Source organism: Pseudoduganella sp. LjRoot289 (genome assembly GCF_964252925.1).
Taxonomy (GTDB): domain Bacteria; phylum Pseudomonadota; class Gammaproteobacteria; order Burkholderiales; family Burkholderiaceae_D; genus Rugamonas.
In genome coordinates, this window is record NZ_CAXUPN020000001.1 from 2576720 (window position 1) to 2596133 (window position 19414).

21 protein-coding genes are annotated in these 19414 nt (G+C 62.2%); 4 read left to right on the plus strand and 17 right to left on the minus strand.

Annotated elements, in window-relative coordinates; translation table 11 throughout:
• Positions 1 to 108 precede the first annotated feature (108 nt).
• The 6 genes from ACSQ8Y_RS10755 to rpsB form a co-directional block, all read right to left on the minus strand.
• On the minus strand, positions 109 to 942 hold the full coding sequence (locus ACSQ8Y_RS10755) for a phosphatidate cytidylyltransferase (RefSeq protein ID WP_436266451.1): 834 nt from the start codon (positions 940 to 942) through the stop codon (positions 109 to 111).
• A complete protein-coding gene (gene uppS / locus ACSQ8Y_RS10760) occupies positions 942 to 1694 on the minus strand; it encodes a polyprenyl diphosphate synthase (RefSeq protein WP_436266452.1) in 753 nt (250 codons plus the stop codon). The genes ACSQ8Y_RS10755 and uppS overlap by 1 nt, the downstream gene beginning before the upstream one ends.
• 108 nt (positions 1695 to 1802) lie before the next feature.
• Positions 1803 to 2363: a ribosome recycling factor gene (gene frr, locus ACSQ8Y_RS10765; RefSeq protein WP_436266453.1), complete on the minus strand. Its 561-nt coding sequence runs from the start codon at positions 2361 to 2363 to the stop codon at positions 1803 to 1805.
• Positions 2364 to 2396: 33 nt separating this feature from the next.
• Entirely contained in the window at positions 2397 to 3113 is a 717-nt protein-coding gene (pyrH, locus tag ACSQ8Y_RS10770) for a UMP kinase (protein WP_436266454.1), read from the minus strand.
• A 195-nt stretch (positions 3114 to 3308) separates the two neighbouring features.
• A complete protein-coding gene (gene tsf / locus ACSQ8Y_RS10775) occupies positions 3309 to 4223 on the minus strand; it encodes a translation elongation factor Ts (protein WP_436266455.1) in 915 nt (304 codons plus the stop codon).
• A gap of 151 nt (positions 4224 to 4374) precedes the next feature.
• Entirely contained in the window at positions 4375 to 5127 is a 753-nt protein-coding gene (gene rpsB, locus ACSQ8Y_RS10780; protein WP_436266456.1) for a 30S ribosomal protein S2, read from the minus strand.
• A 333-nt stretch (positions 5128 to 5460) separates the two neighbouring features.
• On the opposite strand from rpsB, the gene ACSQ8Y_RS10785 reads away from it, so the two are divergent.
• The 3 genes from ACSQ8Y_RS10785 (at position 5461) to ACSQ8Y_RS10795 (ending at position 8875) form a co-directional block, all read left to right on the plus strand.
• Positions 5461 to 5820, plus strand: coding sequence for a hypothetical protein (locus ACSQ8Y_RS10785; protein ID WP_436266457.1), 360 nt, complete (start codon positions 5461 to 5463; stop codon positions 5818 to 5820).
• Between the two features lie 286 nt (positions 5821 to 6106).
• Positions 6107 to 8455: a dockerin gene (locus tag ACSQ8Y_RS10790; protein WP_436266458.1), complete on the plus strand. Its 2349-nt coding sequence runs from the start codon at positions 6107 to 6109 to the stop codon at positions 8453 to 8455.
• 183 nt (positions 8456 to 8638) lie between these two features.
• Positions 8639 to 8875: a hypothetical protein gene (locus ACSQ8Y_RS10795; RefSeq protein WP_436266459.1), complete on the plus strand. Its 237-nt coding sequence runs from the start codon at positions 8639 to 8641 to the stop codon at positions 8873 to 8875.
• A gap of 29 nt (positions 8876 to 8904) precedes the next feature.
• On the opposite strand, the gene ACSQ8Y_RS10800 is transcribed toward ACSQ8Y_RS10795, so the two are convergent.
• The 11 genes from ACSQ8Y_RS10800 to ACSQ8Y_RS10850 form a co-directional block, all read right to left on the minus strand.
• Positions 8905 to 9474, minus strand: a complete 570-nt coding sequence (locus ACSQ8Y_RS10800; protein ID WP_436266460.1) for a DUF302 domain-containing protein — start codon at positions 9472 to 9474, stop codon at positions 8905 to 8907.
• Positions 9475 to 9675: 201 nt separating this feature from the next.
• A complete protein-coding gene (soxB, locus tag ACSQ8Y_RS10805; RefSeq protein WP_436266461.1) occupies positions 9676 to 11394 on the minus strand; it encodes a thiosulfohydrolase SoxB in 1719 nt (572 codons plus the stop codon).
• Positions 11395 to 11399: 5 nt separating this feature from the next.
• Positions 11400 to 12023, minus strand: coding sequence for a sulfur oxidation c-type cytochrome SoxX (gene soxX / locus ACSQ8Y_RS10810; RefSeq protein WP_436266462.1), 624 nt, complete (start codon positions 12021 to 12023; stop codon positions 11400 to 11402).
• A 10-nt stretch (positions 12024 to 12033) separates the two neighbouring features.
• Entirely contained in the window at positions 12034 to 12816 is a 783-nt protein-coding gene (gene soxA, locus ACSQ8Y_RS10815; RefSeq protein ID WP_436269801.1) for a sulfur oxidation c-type cytochrome SoxA, read from the minus strand.
• A gap of 74 nt (positions 12817 to 12890) precedes the next feature.
• A complete protein-coding gene (gene soxZ, locus ACSQ8Y_RS10820; RefSeq protein WP_436269802.1) occupies positions 12891 to 13202 on the minus strand; it encodes a thiosulfate oxidation carrier complex protein SoxZ in 312 nt (103 codons plus the stop codon).
• Between the two features lie 22 nt (positions 13203 to 13224).
• Positions 13225 to 13686 (minus strand): thiosulfate oxidation carrier protein SoxY, encoded by a 462-nt coding sequence (gene soxY / locus ACSQ8Y_RS10825; RefSeq protein ID WP_436266463.1) that lies wholly within the window; start codon positions 13684 to 13686, stop codon positions 13225 to 13227.
• A 30-nt stretch (positions 13687 to 13716) separates the two neighbouring features.
• On the minus strand, positions 13717 to 14931 hold the full coding sequence (locus tag ACSQ8Y_RS10830) for a c-type cytochrome (RefSeq protein ID WP_436266464.1): 1215 nt from the start codon (positions 14929 to 14931) through the stop codon (positions 13717 to 13719).
• Complete coding sequence (soxC, locus tag ACSQ8Y_RS10835; protein ID WP_436266465.1) at positions 14915 to 16264, minus strand: sulfite dehydrogenase; 1350 nt, start codon at positions 16262 to 16264, stop codon at positions 14915 to 14917. The genes ACSQ8Y_RS10830 and soxC overlap by 17 nt, the downstream gene beginning before the upstream one ends.
• A 102-nt stretch (positions 16265 to 16366) precedes the next feature.
• Positions 16367 to 16735 carry an ArsR/SmtB family transcription factor gene (locus ACSQ8Y_RS10840; protein WP_436266466.1) on the minus strand — a complete coding sequence of 123 codons (369 nt, stop codon included), beginning with the start codon at positions 16733 to 16735 and terminating at the stop codon, positions 16367 to 16369.
• A 158-nt stretch (positions 16736 to 16893) separates the two neighbouring features.
• Positions 16894 to 17307 (minus strand): DsrE family protein, encoded by a 414-nt coding sequence (locus tag ACSQ8Y_RS10845; protein ID WP_436269803.1) that lies wholly within the window; start codon positions 17305 to 17307, stop codon positions 16894 to 16896.
• Positions 17308 to 17336: 29 nt separating this feature from the next.
• Positions 17337 to 18308 carry an MBL fold metallo-hydrolase gene (locus tag ACSQ8Y_RS10850; RefSeq protein WP_436266467.1) on the minus strand — a complete coding sequence of 324 codons (972 nt, stop codon included), beginning with the start codon at positions 18306 to 18308 and terminating at the stop codon, positions 17337 to 17339.
• Between the two features lie 264 nt (positions 18309 to 18572).
• Between ACSQ8Y_RS10850 and map the strand changes: the two genes are divergently transcribed.
• The gene (gene map, locus ACSQ8Y_RS10855) at positions 18573 to 19412 is read left to right on the plus strand and encodes a type I methionyl aminopeptidase (protein WP_436266468.1); all 840 of its coding nucleotides are present in this window, start codon (positions 18573 to 18575) and stop codon (positions 19410 to 19412) included.
• Positions 19413 to 19414 lie beyond the last annotated feature (2 nt).

Below are 19414 nucleotides of genomic sequence, written 5' to 3' on the forward strand. Positions count from 1 at the left end.
CGCCGCGGGCCTTGGCGGGTTACGGTAGCACCGTACCACGGTTCCACCGTCCACGGCATCGCACGTCATTTGCAGGGCGGGTTAGCGTAGCGTAACCCGCCATGCCGGCTATGCCCAGACGCTGATCAGCGCGGCCAGTGGCAATACCGGCACCAAGGCGTCAATACGGTCCAGCACGCCGCCGTGGCCAGGCAGCAGATTGCTGCTGTCCTTGAAGCCGGCGCGGCGCTTGAGCATGGATTCGAACAGGTCGCCGATCACGCTGAATGCGCAGATCACGACCAGGATGACGATGGTCAGCGCCCAGCCGCGCTTGGCCTGCACGTGCACGGCGAAGGTGTCCTGCAGCCATGGCACGGACGGTGCCGCGAGGATGCTCACGGCAGCCAGCACCAGCACGGCGATGCAGCCGCCGAACGCGCCTTCCCAGGACTTGCCTGGGGAAATGGCGGGCGCCAGTTTGCGCTTGCCGAAGGCCTTGCCGGAGAAATAGGCGCCGATGTCGGCGATCCACACCAGCGCCATGGTCGAGAGCAGATACAGCGCGGAATGCTGGAACAGCACCAAGATGGCGACGAAGCAGCTCACCAGGGTGACCGGGTAGACCAGGCTGAGCATGACGTTGCCCATGCCTTCCTGCGGCGGCAGGCCGGTGTACAGGGTCGGCGTGAAGCGCAGCAGCCAGATGCCGAAGCCCAGCGCGAGCCAGAACGTGACCGGACCGTGCAGCCCGTTCAGCAGAAAGGTGTAGCCGAAGGCGATGGCCCAGATGGCGGCCGCCAGCAGCGGGCGCGGCGTCTTGAACAGGCGGAAGCTTTCCCACACCGCCGCGCCGAAGAAGGCCAGCACCACCACGGCGACGGCCGGGTAGTAATTGAAGAACAGCACGGGCAGCAGGACCGCCAGCAGTGCGACAGCGGTGATGATACGGGTTTTCAGCATCAGGTGGTTTTCCCGGCCAGTTGGTCGCCGGTGCGGCCGAAGCGGCGCTCCCGGTTCTGGTAAGACGCGACGGCCGCGTCCAGCGCCTCGATGGTGAAGTCGGGCCAGTAGGTATCGGTGAAGAACAGCTCGGTGTACGCGAGCTGCCACAGCAGGAAATTGGAGATGCGTTCCTCGCCGCCGGTGCGGATGAACAGGTCCGGCTCGGGCGCGTAGGCCATGGCCAGGTGCGGCGCCAGCTGCTCTTCGCTGAAGTCGGCCGCGCCGGGATGGGCTGCCACCATCTTGCCGACCGCCTGCATGATGTCCCAGCGGCCGCCGTAGTTGAAGCAGACGGTGACCGTCAGGCGGGTGTTGTTGGCGGTCTTGCGCTCGGCGGCGGCGATCATGTTGCGCAGCTTGTCGTCGGCGCGGCTCAGGTCGCCCACCACCTTGAGGCGGATGTTGTTGGCGTGCAGCTTGGATACTTCGCGCTCGAGCGCGGTGACGAACAAGCGCATCAGCAGCGACACTTCCTCTTCCGGGCGGCGCCAGTTTTCCGAACTGAAGGCGAACAGGGTCAGGTATTCAATGCCGCGCAGCGCACAGCCCTCCACCACCTTGCGCACCGCCTCCACGCCTTTGACGTGGCCGGCGACACGGGGCAGGAAGCGCTTGGTGGCCCAGCGCCCGTTGCCATCCATGATGATGGCAACATGGCGGGGCACCTTGGGCGCGTCCGGAACCGCTGTCGTCGAACTCGAATATTTCATGAACTCAAAAGCCAAAAAAGTTGTCGCCACAATAGGGACAGGCCGCCTTGCGCGGCCCGTCCCCTGTTACTGCTATGTGCAGTACCCGAACTGTAACCGAACTGAACCTTATACGGTCAGCACTTCCTTCTCTTTATCAACAACCATCTTGTCGATGTCGGCGATGAACTTGTCGGTCAGTTTCTGCACTTCGTCCGAACCGCGGCGCTCGTCGTCTTCCGAGATGGCCTTGTCCTTGACCAGTTTCTTCATCGTCTCGTTGGCGTCGCGGCGGATGTTGCGCACGGCGATTTTCGCGTCTTCGGCTTCGCTCTTGACCAGTTTCACCATTTCCTTACGGCGCTCTTCGGTCAGGGCCGGGGTCGGCACGCGGATCTGGTCGCCCTGCGACGACGGGTTCAGGCCCAGGTCGGCGTCGCGGATGGCTTTCTCGATGGCGGCAGCCATCTTCTTCTCGAACGGCTGCACACCGATGGTGCGCGCGTCGACCAGCGTCAGGTTGGCCACCTGGCTGATCGGCGTTGGATTGCCGTAGTAATCGACCGTCACGTGGTCGAGGATGCCGGTATGGGCGCGGCCGGTACGGACCTTGGCCAGATCGCCACGCAGCGTCTCGATCGACTTGACCATGCGGTCTTGGGCGCTTTTCTTTACGTCAGCTACGGACATGCTGTGCTCCTGTATGCAATTACTTGGGGAATGTTAAACGTGAACCAGTGTACCTTCATCCTCGCCCATGATGACGCGCATCAGCGCGCCCGGCTTGGTGATGGAGAACACTTTGATCGGCAGTTTCTGGTCGCGGCACAGCGCGAATGCGGTCGCATCCATCACCTGCAGGTGCTTGGCGATGGCTTCGTCGAACGTGATGGTGTGGAACAGGGTCGCGTTCGGGTCTTTTTTCGGGTCGGCGGTGTACACGCCGTCCACCTTGGTGGCCTTCAGCACGATTTCGGCGCTGATTTCCGAGCCGCGCAGGGCGGCGGCGGTGTCGGTGGTGAAGAAGGGATTGCCGGTGCCTGCGGCGAACACGACAACCTTGCCCTCTTCCAGGTATTGCAGCGCTTTCGGGCGCACATAAGGCTCGACCACCTGGTCGATGCCGATGGCCGACATCACGCGCGCGGTCACGCCGGCGTGCTTCATGGCGTCGGCCAGGGCCAGCGCGTTCATCACGGTGGCCAGCATGCCCATGTAGTCCGCGGTGGCGCGGTCCATGCCTTGGGCGCCGGGCGCGACGCCGCGGAAGATGTTGCCGCCGCCGATCACGACCGCCAGTTCCACGCCCAGTTTCGCGACCTCGGCCACGTCGGCCACCATGCGCTCGATCGTGCCGCGGTTGATGCCGTAGGCATCGTCGCCCATCAGAGCTTCACCGGACAATTTGAGGAGGACGCGCTTGTAGGCTGGTTTTGACATGAGCTGGGGCTCCTTAGTTGGGTTTTTATTCGGGTGAGGCTGGCGGCGCACAAACCGTATGAAAACAGCATCATACCTGCGCCGCCGGGTATTGCGCCATTCGCTTGCGGGCAAACGGATGGCTAAAGCTTGCTGGCGGCTTAAGCTCTACTTAAGCCGCACTTAAAAAAACGGGCCTTCCGGCCCGCTTTTCAATTATGCGCCTTTGGAGGCAGCCATTTGCGCTGCGACTTCCGCAGCGAAATCGTCCTGCTTCTTCTCGATGCCTTCGCCGACCACGTACATCGTGAATGCTTTCACGGATGCGTTGTTGGCTTTCAGCATGGCTTCGATGGTTTGCTTGTCGTTCTTCACGAAAGCCTGGTTCAGCAGCGATACCTCTTTCAGGTACTTCTGCACGGAACCTTCCAGACGCTTGGCAACGATCTCAGCCGACTGGGCTGGCTTGCCGGCGGCTGCGGCCTGGGCTGCATCTTCGTCCGCCTTCGCCTGGGCAACCGAGCGCTCTTTGGCGATCAGTTCAGCTGGCACCTGGTCAGCCGACAGCGACACCGGCTTCATGGCGGCGATGTGCATGGCCACGTCTTTACCGACCTGGTCGTCCGCGCCTTCGAACTCGACCATGACGCCGATGCGGGTGCCGTGCAGGTAGGACGCCAGCTTGGCGGTGGTTTCGAAACGCTGGAAGCGGCGGATCGACATGTTTTCGCCGATTTTGCCGATCAGGGCAGCGCGCACTTCGTCCAGGGTCTTGCCGTCGGCGGCAGGCAGGGCCAGCAGGGCTGCCACGTCGGCTGGATTGTTTTCAGCAACCATACGGGCGGCGGTGTTCGCCAGGTTCAGGAAGTCGTCGTTTTTCGCTACGAAGTCGGTCTCGGAGTTCACTTCGATCAGGGCGCCGACGCCGTTGGCGATGTAGGTTGCCACCACGCCTTCGGCGGTGATGCGCGAGGATGCCTTGGAAGCTTTGCCGCCCAGCTTAACGCGCAGCAGCTCTTCCGCTTTGTCCATATTGCCTTCGGCTTCGGTCAGAGCTTTTTTGCATTCCATCATTGGCGCGTCGGTTTTCGCGCGCAGTTCGCCTACCATCGCTGCAGTAATAGCTGCCATGTAATTCTCCTGTGTGTTCGGTGAGTTGGTATGGGGTGGCTCGGAAGCCCGCACGCCCACACGCTGTCGTTAAAAAAAAGGGGGAGCTGGAGCCACCCCTTTTAAACTGCTGATTTGCTGCATGGTTGCCCGTCTTGCGACAGGCGGCCAATTAGGCTTGTTCGCTGACTTCTACGAACTCGTCGCCAGATGCGGTCTTGATCGTTTCCAGCACGTCGGCTGCCGAGTTGGCACGGCCTTCGATGATCGCGTCGGCCACACCACGAGCGTACAGCATGATCGCTTTCGAGGAGTCGTCGTTGCCTGGAATGACGTAGGTTACGCCTTCTGGGGAGTGGTTGGTATCGACCACGCCGATGACTGGGATGCCCAGTTTAGCGGCTTCGGTGATGGCGCCTTTATGGTAGCCAACGTCCACGACGAAGATTGCGTCAGGAACGCCGCCCATGTCCTTGATGCCGCCGATGGATTTTTGCAGCTTGATCATCTCGCGGCTGAACATCAGCGCTTCTTTTTTCGACAGCTTCTCAACGGAACCGTCTTCGATCTGAGCTTCCATGTCTTTCAGGCGCTTGATCGAGGTCTTGATCGTTTTGAAGTTGGTCAGCATGCCGCCCAGCCAACGCTGGTCAACGAAAGGAACGCCGGCACGTGCAGCTTCAGCGGCGATGATTTCGCGCGCTTGACGCTTGGTGCCCACCATCAGGATGGTGCCACGGTTCGAAGCCAGTTGACGAATGTGCTTCATCGCCTCCTGGTACATCCCCATGGTTTTTTCCAGGTTGATGATGTGGATTTTGTTGCGGTGACCGAAGATGAACGGTGCCATCTTAGGGTTCCAGAAACGGGTTTGGTGACCGAAGTGGACACCGGCTTCCAGCATTTCACGCATAGTTACGGACATATTAGCTCCAGGGTTTGGGTCTGGAATCCGACCAGTCACCCTGTGACAGGCACCCTTGGCGATCGGATTCGCGTTTAAAAAATTTATGGATTCACAGCATTGCTCAAAACCGAATTCAAGCAACCCGAGATTCTACTCTGAAAACACCGTTTTGAGCAAGCCCAGCAACGCTTTACGCCCCATAAAGCTTGCTTTCGATGCAATGTATGTTGTATCCGCAAGATTTCCTGGGCCGCGCCGGCCCGCCAAGCGAACTTTGGCCGCGCGGCCAGCTTCGTGATACGCTGAGGTCACGGTCGGTACATGCCGAACTTCAAATCCATTGGAGGACACATGACTCAGGACGCGCCGCAGCAAGACGGGCAGGAAAGCCCGTCCATGCCATTCAGGACCCTGCTCTACCGTTTCATGTTCTTCGACTGGCTGTTCCGGGACGTGAGCGCTGCGCGCAACCTGTTCGAGCGCCACGCCGCGCTCCAGCACAACCGGTTCATGAGCCGCTATCTGCCGGTCTACCTGCGGCGGTGGTCGGTCATGGCCGCGTTCGACTTCGCGCTGGGCTTCGTGCTCGAGCGCGTGCTGCAGGCCACCTTGCTGTCGGCCTGGTTCTTCACCTGGTCCTGCCTGACGATTTCCGGCATGGTCGTCATCACGGCTGCCTGGCTGTTCCTGACGTTCGGACGGCTGTCATAAAAGCACGTCACATTTAAAAGCCTTGAGTCTGCGCAGCAGAACATCTTCAACGCCTGGCCGTCAATAAGCCATATCAAAAAAATTACCGGACGAGGCTGCACGAGCTTGCATTACAACGCTTGAGTCAAATCATACAGGTTCCTGGTGATTTCAATATATTGAAAACAATCCGCACTTCCTATACTGGGTTCCCCGATGGCGAATTTGCGCCGGACATGGTCCGGCGCAGCGCTGCCGGCCATACCGGCATATTCAAACCTATCATCCATTACTGGAGGAGCACAATTTGAAACCGACATATAACGTCAAGCTCGTCATCCCTATCCTGTTGGCCGGCATTTTGGCCGGCATGCTGGCCGGCTGCAGCGGCGGCGCCGACAGCGGCGCTGCCAGCCCGGCGCCGGGCGCCCGCCTCGCCATGGGCGGCGCGCCGCCCACCAGCTGGACCAGCGTGAAATGGGCCGGCGGCGGCTACGTCACCGGCCTCACCTACCATCCGACGACTGCGGGCCTCATGTACGCTCGCACCGATATCGGCGGCGCTTACCGCTGGAATAATTCCAACGGGTCGTGGACGCCCATCACCGACGGTATCGGTTTCAACTCGGGCGAGAGCCGGTACCACGGCGTCGAAAGCATCGGCCTCGATCCGGCCAACGACCAGCTCGTCTACCTGGTCGCAGGCATGTACACGAAAGACGGCGGCGGCAACCCGGCTAACGGCCGTATCTATGCCTCCAGCAACCGCGGCAACACGTGGACGCACTACGACCTGCCTTTCCCGGTGGGTGGCAATGAAGGCGGCCGGGCCATCGGCGAACGCCTGAAGCTCGATCCCACCAATCCGTCGACCATGTTCTACGCCTCGCGCACGGCGGGCCTGTGGAAGAGCACGAACTCGGGTCAGACGTGGACCCAGACGAGTCTGTCGAGCACGGTGCTCACGGGCGCCCAGATCCAGGCCATCGGCGCCGTGAAGGGCGTCGAGCAGATCATGTTCGACAACTCGAACGTGGGTGGCGGCGCGACGACCTGGATCATGTATGCCGCCGTCGCACCGGACTACGGCCAGGTGGCGGGCCTGACCTCGACCCTGTACAAGTCTGTCAACGGCGGCTTTTCATGGACGCCGGTGTCGGTCCCGTCGACCGTGTCCGGCTACTATGTTCCGCACATGGTGCGTACCGGCGACGGCGCTTACTATGTGGTATTCAACAAGAACGCCGGCGAAGGCGCCGGCGGTCCCGGTTACCTCTACAAGTTCGGTGGCGTGAGCGGCAACGAGTCCTGGACCCAGCTCTCCAGCATCACGACCGGCGGCGGCTACGGCGGCGTGTCCGTGTCCGGCACCGGCTCGACGGCCCGTATCGCGCTGGCCGTGACCGGGACCTGGAGCTCCGCCGGCCCTGTCGTCCAGCTGTCCGACAACGGCGGCAGTACCTGGCGCGAAATCGCAGGCGGCATGGTGCATTACGGCGGACAGTTCTGGGGCTGGATCGACGACATCGAGATCGATCCGGCCAACCGCGACCACATCATGCACGTCACCGGCGGCGGCGTCTGGGAAACCTGGAACGCGTCGTCGGCCACGCCGAGCTGGGACTTCCCGAACAACAACCTCGAGGAGACCGCCACCCTGGCCATCGTCACGCCGCCGGCCGGCGCGCCGTACAAGTTCGTCAACAGCGCGGGCGACATCGGGACATGGGTCCAGACCGACCTCGCGACGACGCCGAACAGGGGCCCTCTTTCCGACTGGAACAATGGCAACTACGCCGACGTCCTGTGGTCTGATCCGAGTTATATCGTCGGTAGCGGCATCAACCATGGAACCTCAACCGTCTTCGGCTTCTGGTCCGGCGACAGCGGCGTCTCATGGTCGAACTTCGCGACCCTGCCCGCGGGCGCGGCAGCGAACCATGGCGCCACCGGGAGTATCGCGACCACGTCCCGCAACAACGTGATCTGGGCGCCGGCCAATTCGGTGCCATCGTACACCACGAACAATGGCGCGAGCTGGACCGCGACCAATCTGCCGGCACCAGCCGCCCCCGGCTGGGATAACGGCTATCGCCTGGTCGTCGACCGGAAGAATCCGACCAAGGTCTATGCCTACGATTCGGGTGGCGCATTCTGGGGCCCGGCGGGCAAGGTCTACGTCTCGACCGATGGCGGCCACAACTTCACGCTGAGCCAGGGCTCGGTGTCGGCGAACCTGGCCCCCAACGCCTATAGGCTCACGTCGATTGCGGTCAACCCCAACGTCGAGGGCGACATCTGGCTGACCGACGGCGACACTGTGTACCACTCGACCAACTCGGGTACGAGCTGGACCAAGCTGAACGGCTTCGCGTCGATCGCGGGCACCAGCATGACGGAGAAGGTACAAGGGGCCAGCACCATTGCCCTGGGCAAGGCACAGACCGGCGCTCCGTACTCGGCCGCGATCTATGTCGTGGGCACGAGGAATGGCGTGTGGGGCATCTACCAATCCGACGATGGCGGTGCGACCTGGACGCGCTACAACGATGATACGCACCAGTACGGCGGTATCGAGGTCATGGCGGGCGACTGGAACACCTACGGGCGCATCTACTTCAGCGGTACTGGTCGCGGCCTGATCTATACCAACTGAGCGGCACGTCCCTGACGCAGGCAATGAGCGCCGCGGCACCGGAAACGGGCCGCGGCGTTTTTTCCTTGAACAGGGCGAGCGTGCGGAGCTCAACCTGCGGCCCCGCCGACGAATCCTGTTATATTCTTTACTTGGACACGATGATCAAAATAGCAAGAATAGGGGATGTAGAAGGCCAAGGTTATGCCTACCAAAATCATTGACGGCTATGAGGTTGAGTTCACCGGCGAGTTATTGGAGGGGACTACGCTCTGGGGAGCGTACGTTTCAATATTCGCCCCTTCCGCCAACCCGATGCATATGATTAACGTCTACCCAAAGCGGCGCGTTTCGGCAGACCTGACATTATCGGACCAGCACATGGCCGAGACGGAGGCAGAACGTGCCGCGGAAGAAGTTTTGAAAGCACGACGTCCATAGCGGTGAAAGACTTTATACATATCGGAAATTCAAAACTCACCGCGCGCGCCGCGTTCCAGCATTTTCAATATGGTCGCCCGCACCCGTTGCACGGTGTCGCTGACGTGGACAGGCAGCTTACCTTGCAAGTTAATCAACATATCCATGTCCATCGTATAGATCCACAGTCCGTCTTCCTGCTCGACCACCGAAATCCGGCAGGGCAGCAGCGCGGCCATCGAAGGGTTGAAATCGACCATGACGCGGGCGGCAGCCGGGTCGCAATAGGAATAAACCTTGAGGAATTTTCCTGGTTTGCCGGAGCGCAGTTCCAACTCCTTCGAGAGCGGCAATTCGCCGACGGCGCGAATATTGTCCTCAGCGGCGACGCTGGCGAAGGCGTCTTCGATTTCAGCTACCGTGACGCCGGGATGGACTTTGCGTGACCATGTGATACCGGCTGCGGCGTTGCCACTGGTGCGGGGAGCCTGGACTTGCGACTGCCGCACCGCTGGCGCCTCCTGCGGTTGGCGCGCCTGCCCGCTCGAGGCGCATCCGGCAGCAGCGAGACAGCAGACCGCCGCCAGGACAATGGCAGTCATTCGAGTGGTGCTACGCATGGGCGCGTCCTATTGGGCTGGCAAACAGCGAGAATAGTGCCTGGCCGTGAACTGCGCAAGGCTGCGCGGCGCAATTAGAAGTTCAAGTCGTCCAGAACGGCATCGAGGCCGGCGCGCGCGCACTTGTCATCCAGATCGCCGGACGGCGCGCCGGAGATGCCGCCAGCAGGCCAGCCGCCATACGGGCTGCGATCTTATTCATCACGCCAGCATGCCCGGATTGCCCTGCACTCCGATCAGGCGGGGCGCGTTCAGCTTGCGCGGCTTGATTGTTTTCTGGCTGCGCAGCCAAGTCCCGACCACGTCCCACACCGGTTCGCCGCTCGCGCCCTCGGCCACCGGCGCCCAGCCGGCCACCTTGTACACCTTGGCCGCATCGATAGGCTTGCCGTTCAAGCGCATATCCTGGATGCGCGCGCCCATCTTCGCCTTGGGGTCGATGGCGTAGGTCATGCCGCCTACCCTGACCATGTCGCCGCCCTGCTGGTAGTACGGGTCGGGATTGAACAGATTGTCGGCAACGTCTTCCATGATGGTCTTGATCGTGGCACCGCTCAATTCGGATACCGTCGTGTGCGAATACGTGGTGGCGGTCTGGTCCATCAGGTGCTCCATCAGGACAGGACTGTTCGGCAGCAGCGACGTCCCCCAGCGGAAGCCCGGCGAAAAGGCGATTTCAGCCTGCTTCACGTCCATCAGCGCGTCGACGATCAACTGGTCGAAGCTGCCGTTGAAATTGCCTCGCCGGTACAGCGTCCCTTCGGTGACCGCCAGGCGCTCATTGAGCTTGCCCTCGAACGGCGCGCGGATGCGTGTGATCAGCGCGTCCATCTCCTTGTCCGCAGGCAGGATGTTGGAGAACACCGGCAGCAAGCGATACTGGTAGCCCTGCACCTGCCCGCCCCGCACGTCGAAGTCCAGCACGCCGAGGAATTTGCTGTTGCTGCCGGCGTTGGTGACCAGCGTCTTGCCGCCGCCATTGCTGACGACGACAGGCGCCGGCATGCCGTCGTGCGTGTGGCCGCCCATGATGGCGTCGATGCCGCGCACGCGCGAGGCCATCTTCAAGTCCACGTCCATGCCGTTGTGCGACAGGAGCACCACCACCTTGGCGCCCTTGGCGCGGGCCTCATCGACGGTCTTCTGCATGTTCTCCTCCTGGATGCCGAAGCTCCAGTCGGGGACGAAGTAGCGCGGGTTGGCGATGGGCGTATAGGGAAAGGCCTGGCCTATCACCGCCACCTGCACGCCGTTCATCTCCTTCATCGTGTAAGGGCTGAACACCTGGTCGCCGAAATCGTTGGTCTTGATGTTCTGCGCCACGAAATCGACCTTGCCCTTGAAGTCCTTGTCGACGATTTCCTGCACCCGCTTGTCGCCCAGCGTCATTTCCCAGTGCGCCGTCATCACGTCCACGCCCAGGGCAAGGCAGGCATCGACCATGTCCTGGCCCCTGGTCCACAGCGCCGTGGCGGAACCCTGCCAGGTGTCGCCGCCGTCCAGCAGCAAGGCGCCCGGGCGCGATGCCTTCATGCGCTTGACCAGCGTGGCAAGGTGCGCGAAGCCGCCCACCTTGCCGTAGGTGGCGGCGGCGCTTTCGAAGTGAAGGCTGCTGAAGGCGTAGGCCTGCGGCGTATTCGGTTTCAAGCCCGCCGCGCGCAGCAGGTGTTCCCCCACCAGGTGCGGCATCCTGCCCTGTGCTTCCCCGAAACCGAGATTGACGCTGGGCTCGCGGAAATAGACCGGCTTGAGCTGCGCGTGGCAGTCGGTGAAGTGCAGGAAGTGGACGTTGCCGTAACGCGGCAAGGCGTACAGCGCATCGGCCGATTGCGCGGCCAGCGCCCCCTTGGAGTTGAGCGCCATGCCGCCGGCGGCGGCGATGCCCAGCACCTGGATGAAATCGCGTCGGTTCAGGCCCATGGAGCTCAGTCCTTATTGACGGGGGAAGCCGGATCCAGCAGCAGCGCCATCACATCCTTGAGCTGCTGCTCGTCGAGTATGCCTTTGTGGCCGAAGCGCGGCATGTTGGAGCAGGCGCTGTAAGCCTGCGAGTTATACAACTTGGCCCAGGTGTATTTCACGATCCCCTCGCTCTGGCCGCGCAACTTGCCGTACTGGTACAGCGACGGGCCGATATTACCGAACGAAATCTCGGCCTTGCTGATCTGGTGGCAGGCGTAGCAATTGCCGCCGTTCGGCGAGCCGGGCTTGTCGGACGACTGCATGCCGCGTCCGCTCTGGGCGATTTTCTCGCCCTCTTGCCAGCGGCCGATGTACTGGCCATCGGATGGGTACTTCACCAGCTTGAGCTGTTCCGCTTCCAGCTTGGCTGCGAGCTTCTTCGGCCGCTTGTCAGGTGCCGGATAGGCGCTGCACAGATGCTGCGCCTCGTCCTGCTGCAGCACGCCTTCCACCGTGGCAGGGCCTTTGGAGCGGAAGTCCGCCTTCATCAAGTCCATGGTTTGCTTTGCATAGTCCGCAGCCAATGCCGGCTGCGCCGTCAGTCCGAAGGCCGCAACCGAGGCCAGTATCGATAAGCCGTATTTCATGCTGGTCTCCTTAGCGCTTCAGCGCCGGTGCGTTGTAGGTGCCGCCGTCGGCGTTCTTGGCCAGGAACATGGTCAAAGCCGTGATCAGGTCCGAACCGTACACCGGCTCCGGGAAGCGTTGCTGGCGGAAGCAGTCGTTCAGGCGGTGCTGCATGGTGCGCACTTCACCCTGCGATACGCGGTACGCGGGCCAGGTGGTGTAGGCTGCCTGGGCGTTGGCCTTGTTCAGGATGTTGGGCAGCTCCTGCAAGCGTATGCGCTGGCCGTTAGCCGAGTGGCAGGTCGCGCAGGCGAAATCGTGTGCGCCGCCACGGTAGAAGAACATCTGCTTGCCGATTTCGTAGGCCGCCTTTTCCTGCGGGTGGCGGGTGGAGACCGCCATCTTCATGCCCTTCGACTGCGCCGTGATGTAGGAGACCAGCGCTTCGATATCCGACTGGTTGCCTGCGGAGCCGAACGGCGTCTTGACTGCCTGTTCCAGAGTCAGGCCCTGCAAGCTGGTGCGGCAATGCACCAGCCGCTGTTCCAGGTCCATCACCTTGTTCACGTCCTTGAAGTAGCGTGGCAATTCAACGTAAGCGCCCTTCAGCACGCCCGGCCCCTTGCCCAGATCGCACTGCTCCAGCGTGGCCTCGCGCGGGCCTTCCCGCTTCTTCCAGAGCTCTTCGCCGCGCATTTCCCACAACTCGGCGGGATTGCCGTCAGCCAGCAGTTGCCGGTACTTCGCGATTTCGTCGGTGGCCGAAGTCTGCGCCAGCGCCGTGCCCAGCGCGGACACGGCCAGTGCGGCCATCAGGTAGGTGCTCGTCCGTTTCATGACATCTCCGTTCGTTTTAGGTGGGTGGTCTGCGCCACTTGATGCCGGGATCAGGCTATCACTACCTCGTCGCTGCGGCTGTCGCCCTCGTTGTCGGTCCATTTGATGACGACCTTGTCGCCCTTGGCGCCGCCCTTGAATTTGAACGACAGGAAGGGATCTTTGGACACCGAGGTGCCGAACTGCGCGTCGAGCACGACCTTGTCATTGCAAGTGGCGACCAGGGTCTGGATGAAGTGCGCCGGTACCGGCTGGCCGGCCGGGTCTTTGCGTTGGCCGGTTTCCATATCGTGGCGGATCAGAACCTTGACTTCAACGGTGTCGCCGGTGGCGTTGGCGCGTATGCGCATCGGATTGCCCATCATGACTCCTTATTTTGGTTAATCAGCCGCCGCAGCCGCCGAGGGTGACCTTGATTTCCTTGCTGGCGACGTACCATTTGCCGTCCGCCTTGACCAGCGCGTGCACGTTCGAGGTGCTGCCCATCTTGACGCGGGTGCTGACCGAAGGCTCGGTGCCGGCCGGGATCTTGAAGCTGGCCGACAGCGGATTCGGGTTCTTCTCCACCAGGATGGCGATCATTTCGGTGTTCGGCACGCTGCTCGTCACTGTCACCGGCACCACGGCGCCATTTTCAGCGATGTCCGGACCGGTCACGGCGACGTCCTTGCTGATGGCGAAAGTGTCGCCGCCCATGGCCTTCAATGCGGCGTCCAGCGTCTTGGCGTCGAACACACTGGCCTGCCAGTCGGCGGCGAATACGTCGCTGGGCTTGAGCAAGCCTGCGGTGATCGCCAGGCCGAGGATGGAACCGATGCGCAGGGCATCCCGTCGATTCTGATTCATAGTTGTCTCCAATTAAAAAAAGCGGCGCACTTACTTGGCGCCGTCCAAAATCCAGCCGACGATAGCTGCAATGTCCTCATCCTTTACATGGCCCTGCGCCGGCATCGGCACAGGGCCCCAGGCGCCTGTGCTGCCCGCCTTTACCTTGGCCGCAAGCCGCTGCGCCGCCGCCGCGTCGCTCTTGTACCTGGCTGCGATGTCGCGCAGCGCCGGGCCCACGATCTTGTTGCCCACGCCATGGCAAGCCATGCAAGCGTTCTGCCTGGCCAGTGCTTGCGGGCTTGCGCCCGCCTTTGGTGGCTGCTGCGGCGCAGTCCCTGACTTGGCTCCGTCCTGCGTGTCCGCACCGCCTCTGGCGCCCGCCTGCGTGCCAGTGCCAAGCCTGGCAACGTCCTGCATGCCAGCGGGCGCCGCAAGCTGCGCCAAGCCTGCGGCGGCAGCCGAATTCGCTGCTCCAGCCACCAGCGCCTTGCCACGCAATGCCCCGCCAGCCAACGCCGCTTCCGGCGTTGGCTGTGTCGTATCCACGCCGCGCACCGCGCCGAAGCTGCGGTTCTGCGCCGACAAATCCCCGTGCACATTGCGCGCCGCCGCAGGCAACGCCGAGCGCAGCTTGACCTCGCCGCAATTGCTCATGCACGCGGTGCTGCGCACGTCGCCCTTCCCCTTCACGTCCCACATGCCGTGCGCCTGCGTCATGCCCTTGCGGTTCGGCATACGCCCCTGGACTTCGGCGATATTCCGGTCCGACAGCACAAAGTCGTCGGGGACCACATCCGCCATATTCAGGATGTAAGCGGTGACCGCGTACACCTCCTCGGTGGTGAGCGTCTTCGGCGCGGTCCACGGCATGGCGCGGTTGATATAGTCCCACAGTGTGGACACGGTGGCCACCTTCATCATCGTGCTGCGCTGCGGTTGTTTGTTGTCGCGCAGCGACGCCACGCGGCCGGACTTGACATCGTCCCTGGTCGTGCCGCCCACAATGGGCGTAAACACCTCGTTGGATTCACCGAACGTGCCATGGCAGGAAGCGCATTTACCCTCCCATACCTCGATGCCTTTGCCGACGCTGCCCGAGCCCTTGGGCAGGCCCTTGAAATCCGGCCGCACGTCGATGTCCCACGCGGCCACTTCCTGCGGCGTGGCGCTGCGGCCCACATTGGCGTAAGGCGGCGCCGCCAGCAGCGCGCCCGAGGCGGCGACGCATAGCAGTGCCAGCGCGCCCTTAGTAAACCTGGACATTCGACACCTCCCCGGACGCTGCCACTTGCCACGACTGGATGGCATTGTTGTGATAAATGGAGCGCGTGCCGCGTACGGCACGTAGCTCGTTGATCTTCGGCTGCACATAGCCGGTTTCGTCGATGGCGCGGGCCTGCAGCACCGCCGGCGCGCCGCCCCAGGTCCAGTCGATATTGAACCGGGTCAAACACTTGGACAGCACCGCCGACTCCAGGCGCGCGGTGCGCCAGTTACGGCCGCCGTCGGTGGACACGTCCACCCGCCGGATCTTGCCGCGCCCCGACCAGGCAAGGCCGGTGATATTGTAGAAGCCCGTATCGAGCAGCCGCTGCCCAGCAGACGGCGTGGTGATCACGGACTTGCACTCCTGGATGGAGGTGTATTGGCGGTACATCCCGTCCGGCATCGCGTCGACATAGTGGATCGCCTCGTCCTTGCTGGCATAGGGCTGGTCGCCCACTTCGATGCGGCGCAGCCATTTAATCCAGGATACGCCTTGCACACCCGGCACCACGAGGCGCAGCGGGTAGCCGTTCTCCGGACGCAGCATCTCGCCGTTCATGCCCCAGGCCACCAGCACGTCGTCCAGCGCGCGATCGATGGAGATGGTGCGCGTCATGCCGGAGCCGTCGGCCCCTTCCGCCAGTACGAAACGGGCCGTCTTCTTGTCGTAGCCGCAGTCGTCCAGCAGCACCGAGAGCGGCACGCCGGTGAACTCGCTGCAACTGAGCATGCCATGCGAATACTGCACCGAAGGCACGGCCACATTGCCCCACTCCATAGCCGTATTGGCGCCGCACTCGATGAAATGCATGCGCGACACCGACGGCAGGCGCATCAGGTCGTCCATGGTGTAGACCTTTTGCTGGCGCACCAGGCCATTCACCATCAGGCGGTGCTGGCCCGGGTCGATGTCATGCCAGCCCTGGTGGTGGCGCTCGAAATGCAGGCCGCTGGGAGTGATGATGCCGAACAGGCTTTGCAAAGGCGTGAACGATACGGATGCCGCGCTCACGCGGGTCAGCCCCGGCGACTCGCGCCGCTGCAGCGCACCTTCAAAGCGCGACGGCATGCCGTAAGGCGTGCTCGCCACCGGTTTGCCGAGCGACGTTGAATGTTCCGGCAGCTTAAGGATGGCAGGGTCGCCACCGCCCGTCTGCCCGAACGCCGTGCCGCTGGCCATGGCCGCGCCGGCAGCCAGGAAGCTCCTGCGCAGGAAACCCCGGCGCCGCTCGTCCAGGCCATTGCTGGTGATGTCCAGCGCCAGCTGGCCATCTACGAAATTCTCGGGGGCGCGCAAGATACGCCCCGCCTTCGGTGCTTCGCCAGCCATGCCGTCTCCTCGTTCTTATTCACTGCATTAAACTGGAGTATATGACTACTTACGCATATTAACGTAACGAAATTTTCGACCATGTAGCAAAAAAGCACAGCTTCAAGCTTCGGCGTTGTCGAAGATGGGGCGCGGCTCCGGCTGCTTTACGCTGCGCGCCAGGATATCGGCGCTGACGCGGGCGCATACGCCCTGGCAAATGCCCAGCGTGGCGGGATCGTCGATGCGGTAGTAGACCTGGGTGCCCTCCTTGCGGCGGGCCAGGATCTTGGCGCGGAACAGCATATTGAGCTGGCGCGACACGTTGGCCTGGTTCGCCTCGATCTCGGCAACGATGTCGCCCACGGCGCGCTCTCCATGGCACAGGCTATGCAGGATCTTGAGGCGTGTCGGTTCAGACAGCAAAAAGAAGATGTTCGACACTTCCTCGAACAGTTCAGTCATCTGCTCTTTGCTTAAGCGCTTATCCACGGAAATCTCATCGACGGTGATGCATTAGAAGGAAAAGCAATTATATACCGCACATTTTAAGGGCACCTTGTCCAGGCCGGATCTGTCGTTCTCGCGCACGCGGGAACCCATACTTCGCGGGCTAATTTACGGATTATCGATTCCCATGGCTGATACTTCTATGGCTTCAAGTAGACAAAGCCTTCCTCTGCCTGCAGGCGCGCGACTTCGGCCACCCCGGAAGGCACGACTTTGACGTCAGCCCACATTTTCGACTTGTCGAGCTTGCGGCCATCCAGTGTGTTTTTGCAGACGCGGAATTCAACGCCGCGATCGGCCAGCTCCTGCAGCGGGATGTCATAGGGATTGCCATTGGCGTTCTTGGCGCCATCGACCAGGAAATCGATGCCGGCACCATGCGTGACCACGACGATCTTGGCCGTCGGGCTGGCGTTCAAGTGGTTGCGGATGTTGTTCAGCGCGCCGGTAGCGACATCGCTATTGCTAATGTGATAAACCACCTTGACTGGGGCAGCAGCCATGCCGGTGACGGCAAACAGCGCGAACAGCACAGCCACAAACGATCGCATCAGTTTCATAAGATTCTCCTTGATTTGTCTTGTTATTTGCCCAGGCTCTCGCGTTCCAGCAGCAAATACGTGCCATAGGCATTGATGCGGTTGGCCTCCTTGAATGCAGGATACTGCTCAAAGCGGCTCCAGTCCACAGCCCGGTAAGCCTCGTCGAAGGTCTGCATGTCCGCCACCGCCTTGCCCATCTGCTCGCGCAGATAGAGCAGATAGCTGGTGGTCAGCGCCAGATCGGCCTGCGGATTGGTGGACGCCGGGCCGTGGCCCGGGATCACCACCTTCGCCCTGGCAGCCGGAAAGCGCGCCAGCGCCTGCAGCCAGGCATTGCTGTCGGCCTCGCCCACGAAGGGTATGCGGCCGGTGAAGAACAAGTCGCCCGCGAACAGCACCTGCGCGTCTTCCACATAAAGCATCACATCCTCGGGCGAGTGTGCACCGCTCACGTCCAGTAGCACGAAACGCGTGCCGCCCAGTTCGAACTTCAGCTCCTTGTCCTTGCCGAATTCCAGCCAGCGGTCCGCCGGCACCAGCCGGGTCGCATCGTCCACCCAGGGTGCGAGCGAGCTCCGGCGCTCGGCGAGCCGGGTCTGCGTGAAATCGGATGCGAGCGTGGCCTTGCCCGCGCTGTGCGCCCAGATTTCAACGCCGGGCCGCTTGAGGGCTTGCAGACCGTAGAAGTGGTCGGCGTGATAATGGCTCACCACTACCCTGCGCACCGGCTGCGTGGTCACGCGCGCAATCGCCTTCAGCATGGCTGCGCCCAGCGCCGGCGTGGCCAGCGCATCGAACACCACCACACCGTCACGCGTGACGACGAAACCCGCGTTCGACATGAAACCCTTGTTCTGCGCGCTCGCCATGCCGGCGCTGCCCTGGAAATAATACACTTGCGGCGCGACCTGGATAGCAGTCAGCGGTTCCAGCGCCACAGCTTCCGCCGCCCGCGCAATCATAGGAATCAGCGCCAGCCACAGCACCGCGCTGAAAAAACCATATATGCGCATATTGCCATCCTCGCAAGTAAGAAAGTTCACCATCTTGCCACAGGCGGCCCATGGCGGCCACGGCTTAGCACCACGTAGACCAAAACGCCCCTCACCTTTTATTTTGAATCATCAGACTAACGGCAGTCCTGTGCACTATCGAGCATTGTCAAATAAGCAACCACCGGCCGCGCCTCATATCGCCCCAGCGCCACATGAATCCCGCCAGAAGGTAGTGCGTCGTTTATAATTTCACCTATACACTTCTCACAGATCACCTACCCCATGGCTATTACCATCCATACCGCCGAAGACATCGAAGGCATGCGCGTTGCCGGCCGCCTCGGCTCCGAAGTGCTGGATTACATCACCCCCTTCGTCAAACCCGGCGTCACCACCGGTGAACTCGACCGCCTGTGCCACGAGTACATGGTCAACGTGCAGGGCACCATCCCGGCGCCGCTGAACTATTGCCCGCCCGGCTACACGCCCTACCCCAAGGCCATCTGCACCTCCGTCAACGATGTGATTTGCCACGGCATCCCTGGCGACAAGGTCTTGAAAAACGGCGACGTCGTGAACCTCGACATCACCGTCATCAAGGACGGCTACCACGGCGACAACAGCCGCATGTTCTTCATCGGCGAACCGTCCATCCTGGCCAAGCGCCTGTCCGACATCACTTACGAGTGCATGTGGCTGGGCATCTCCAAGGTCAAGCCCGGCGCGCACTTGGGCGACATCGGCCACGTGATCCAGCAGCACGCCGAAAAAGCGGGCTACAGCGTGGTGCGCGAGTTCTGCGGCCACGGCATCGGCAAGGTCTTCCACGAAGAACCGCAGGTCCTGCACTACGGCCGTCCCGGCACCTTGGACGAGCTCAAAGCGGGCATGATCTTCACCATCGAGCCGATGATCAACGCCGGCCGCCGCGAGATCCGCGAAATGAACGACGGCTGGACCATCAAAACCAAGGACCGCAGCCTGTCCGCCCAGTGGGAACACACCGTGCTGGTCACTGAAACCGGCTACGAAGTGCTGACCATGTCGGCCGGCACGCCACCACCGCCCGCCATGATGGCGGCCCAGACCAGCACCGCAGCCGCCGCTCCCGCCGCAGCCTGACC

Bases quoted from the DNA above. Each gene is read 5' to 3' on its own strand.
- ACSQ8Y_RS10755 (WP_436266451.1), bottom strand. From the start codon at position 942: ATGCTGAAAACCCGTATCATCACCGCTGTCGCACTGCTGGCGGTCCTG.
- uppS (WP_436266452.1), bottom strand. From the start codon at position 1,694: ATGAAATATTCGAGTTCGACGACAGCGGTTCCGGACGCGCCCAAGGTG.
- frr (WP_436266453.1), bottom strand. From the start codon at position 2,363: ATGTCCGTAGCTGACGTAAAGAAAAGCGCCCAAGACCGCATGGTCAAG.
- pyrH (WP_436266454.1), bottom strand. From the start codon at position 3,113: ATGTCAAAACCAGCCTACAAGCGCGTCCTCCTCAAATTGTCCGGTGAA.
- tsf (WP_436266455.1), bottom strand. From the start codon at position 4,223: ATGGCAGCTATTACTGCAGCGATGGTAGGCGAACTGCGCGCGAAAACC.
- rpsB (WP_436266456.1), bottom strand. From the start codon at position 5,127: ATGTCCGTAACTATGCGTGAAATGCTGGAAGCCGGTGTCCACTTCGGT.
- ACSQ8Y_RS10785 (WP_436266457.1), top strand. From the start codon at position 5,461: ATGACTCAGGACGCGCCGCAGCAAGACGGGCAGGAAAGCCCGTCCATG.
- ACSQ8Y_RS10795 (WP_436266459.1), top strand. From the start codon at position 8,639: ATGCCTACCAAAATCATTGACGGCTATGAGGTTGAGTTCACCGGCGAG.
- ACSQ8Y_RS10800 (WP_436266460.1), bottom strand. From the start codon at position 9,474: ATGCGTAGCACCACTCGAATGACTGCCATTGTCCTGGCGGCGGTCTGC.
- soxB (WP_436266461.1), bottom strand. From the start codon at position 11,394: ATGGGCCTGAACCGACGCGATTTCATCCAGGTGCTGGGCATCGCCGCC.
- soxX (WP_436266462.1), bottom strand. From the start codon at position 12,023: ATGAAATACGGCTTATCGATACTGGCCTCGGTTGCGGCCTTCGGACTG.
- soxA (WP_436269801.1), bottom strand. From the start codon at position 12,816: ATGGCCGCACTGGCCGTGTCCGCGCTGGGCACGGCGCTGGCGCAGACT.
- soxZ (WP_436269802.1), bottom strand. From the start codon at position 13,202: ATGGGCAATCCGATGCGCATACGCGCCAACGCCACCGGCGACACCGTT.
- soxY (WP_436266463.1), bottom strand. From the start codon at position 13,686: ATGAATCAGAATCGACGGGATGCCCTGCGCATCGGTTCCATCCTCGGC.
- ACSQ8Y_RS10830 (WP_436266464.1), bottom strand. From the start codon at position 14,931: ATGTCCAGGTTTACTAAGGGCGCGCTGGCACTGCTATGCGTCGCCGCC.
- soxC (WP_436266465.1), bottom strand. From the start codon at position 16,264: ATGGCTGGCGAAGCACCGAAGGCGGGGCGTATCTTGCGCGCCCCCGAG.
- ACSQ8Y_RS10850 (WP_436266467.1), bottom strand. From the start codon at position 18,308: ATGCGCATATATGGTTTTTTCAGCGCGGTGCTGTGGCTGGCGCTGATT.
- map (WP_436266468.1), top strand. From the start codon at position 18,573: ATGGCTATTACCATCCATACCGCCGAAGACATCGAAGGCATGCGCGTT.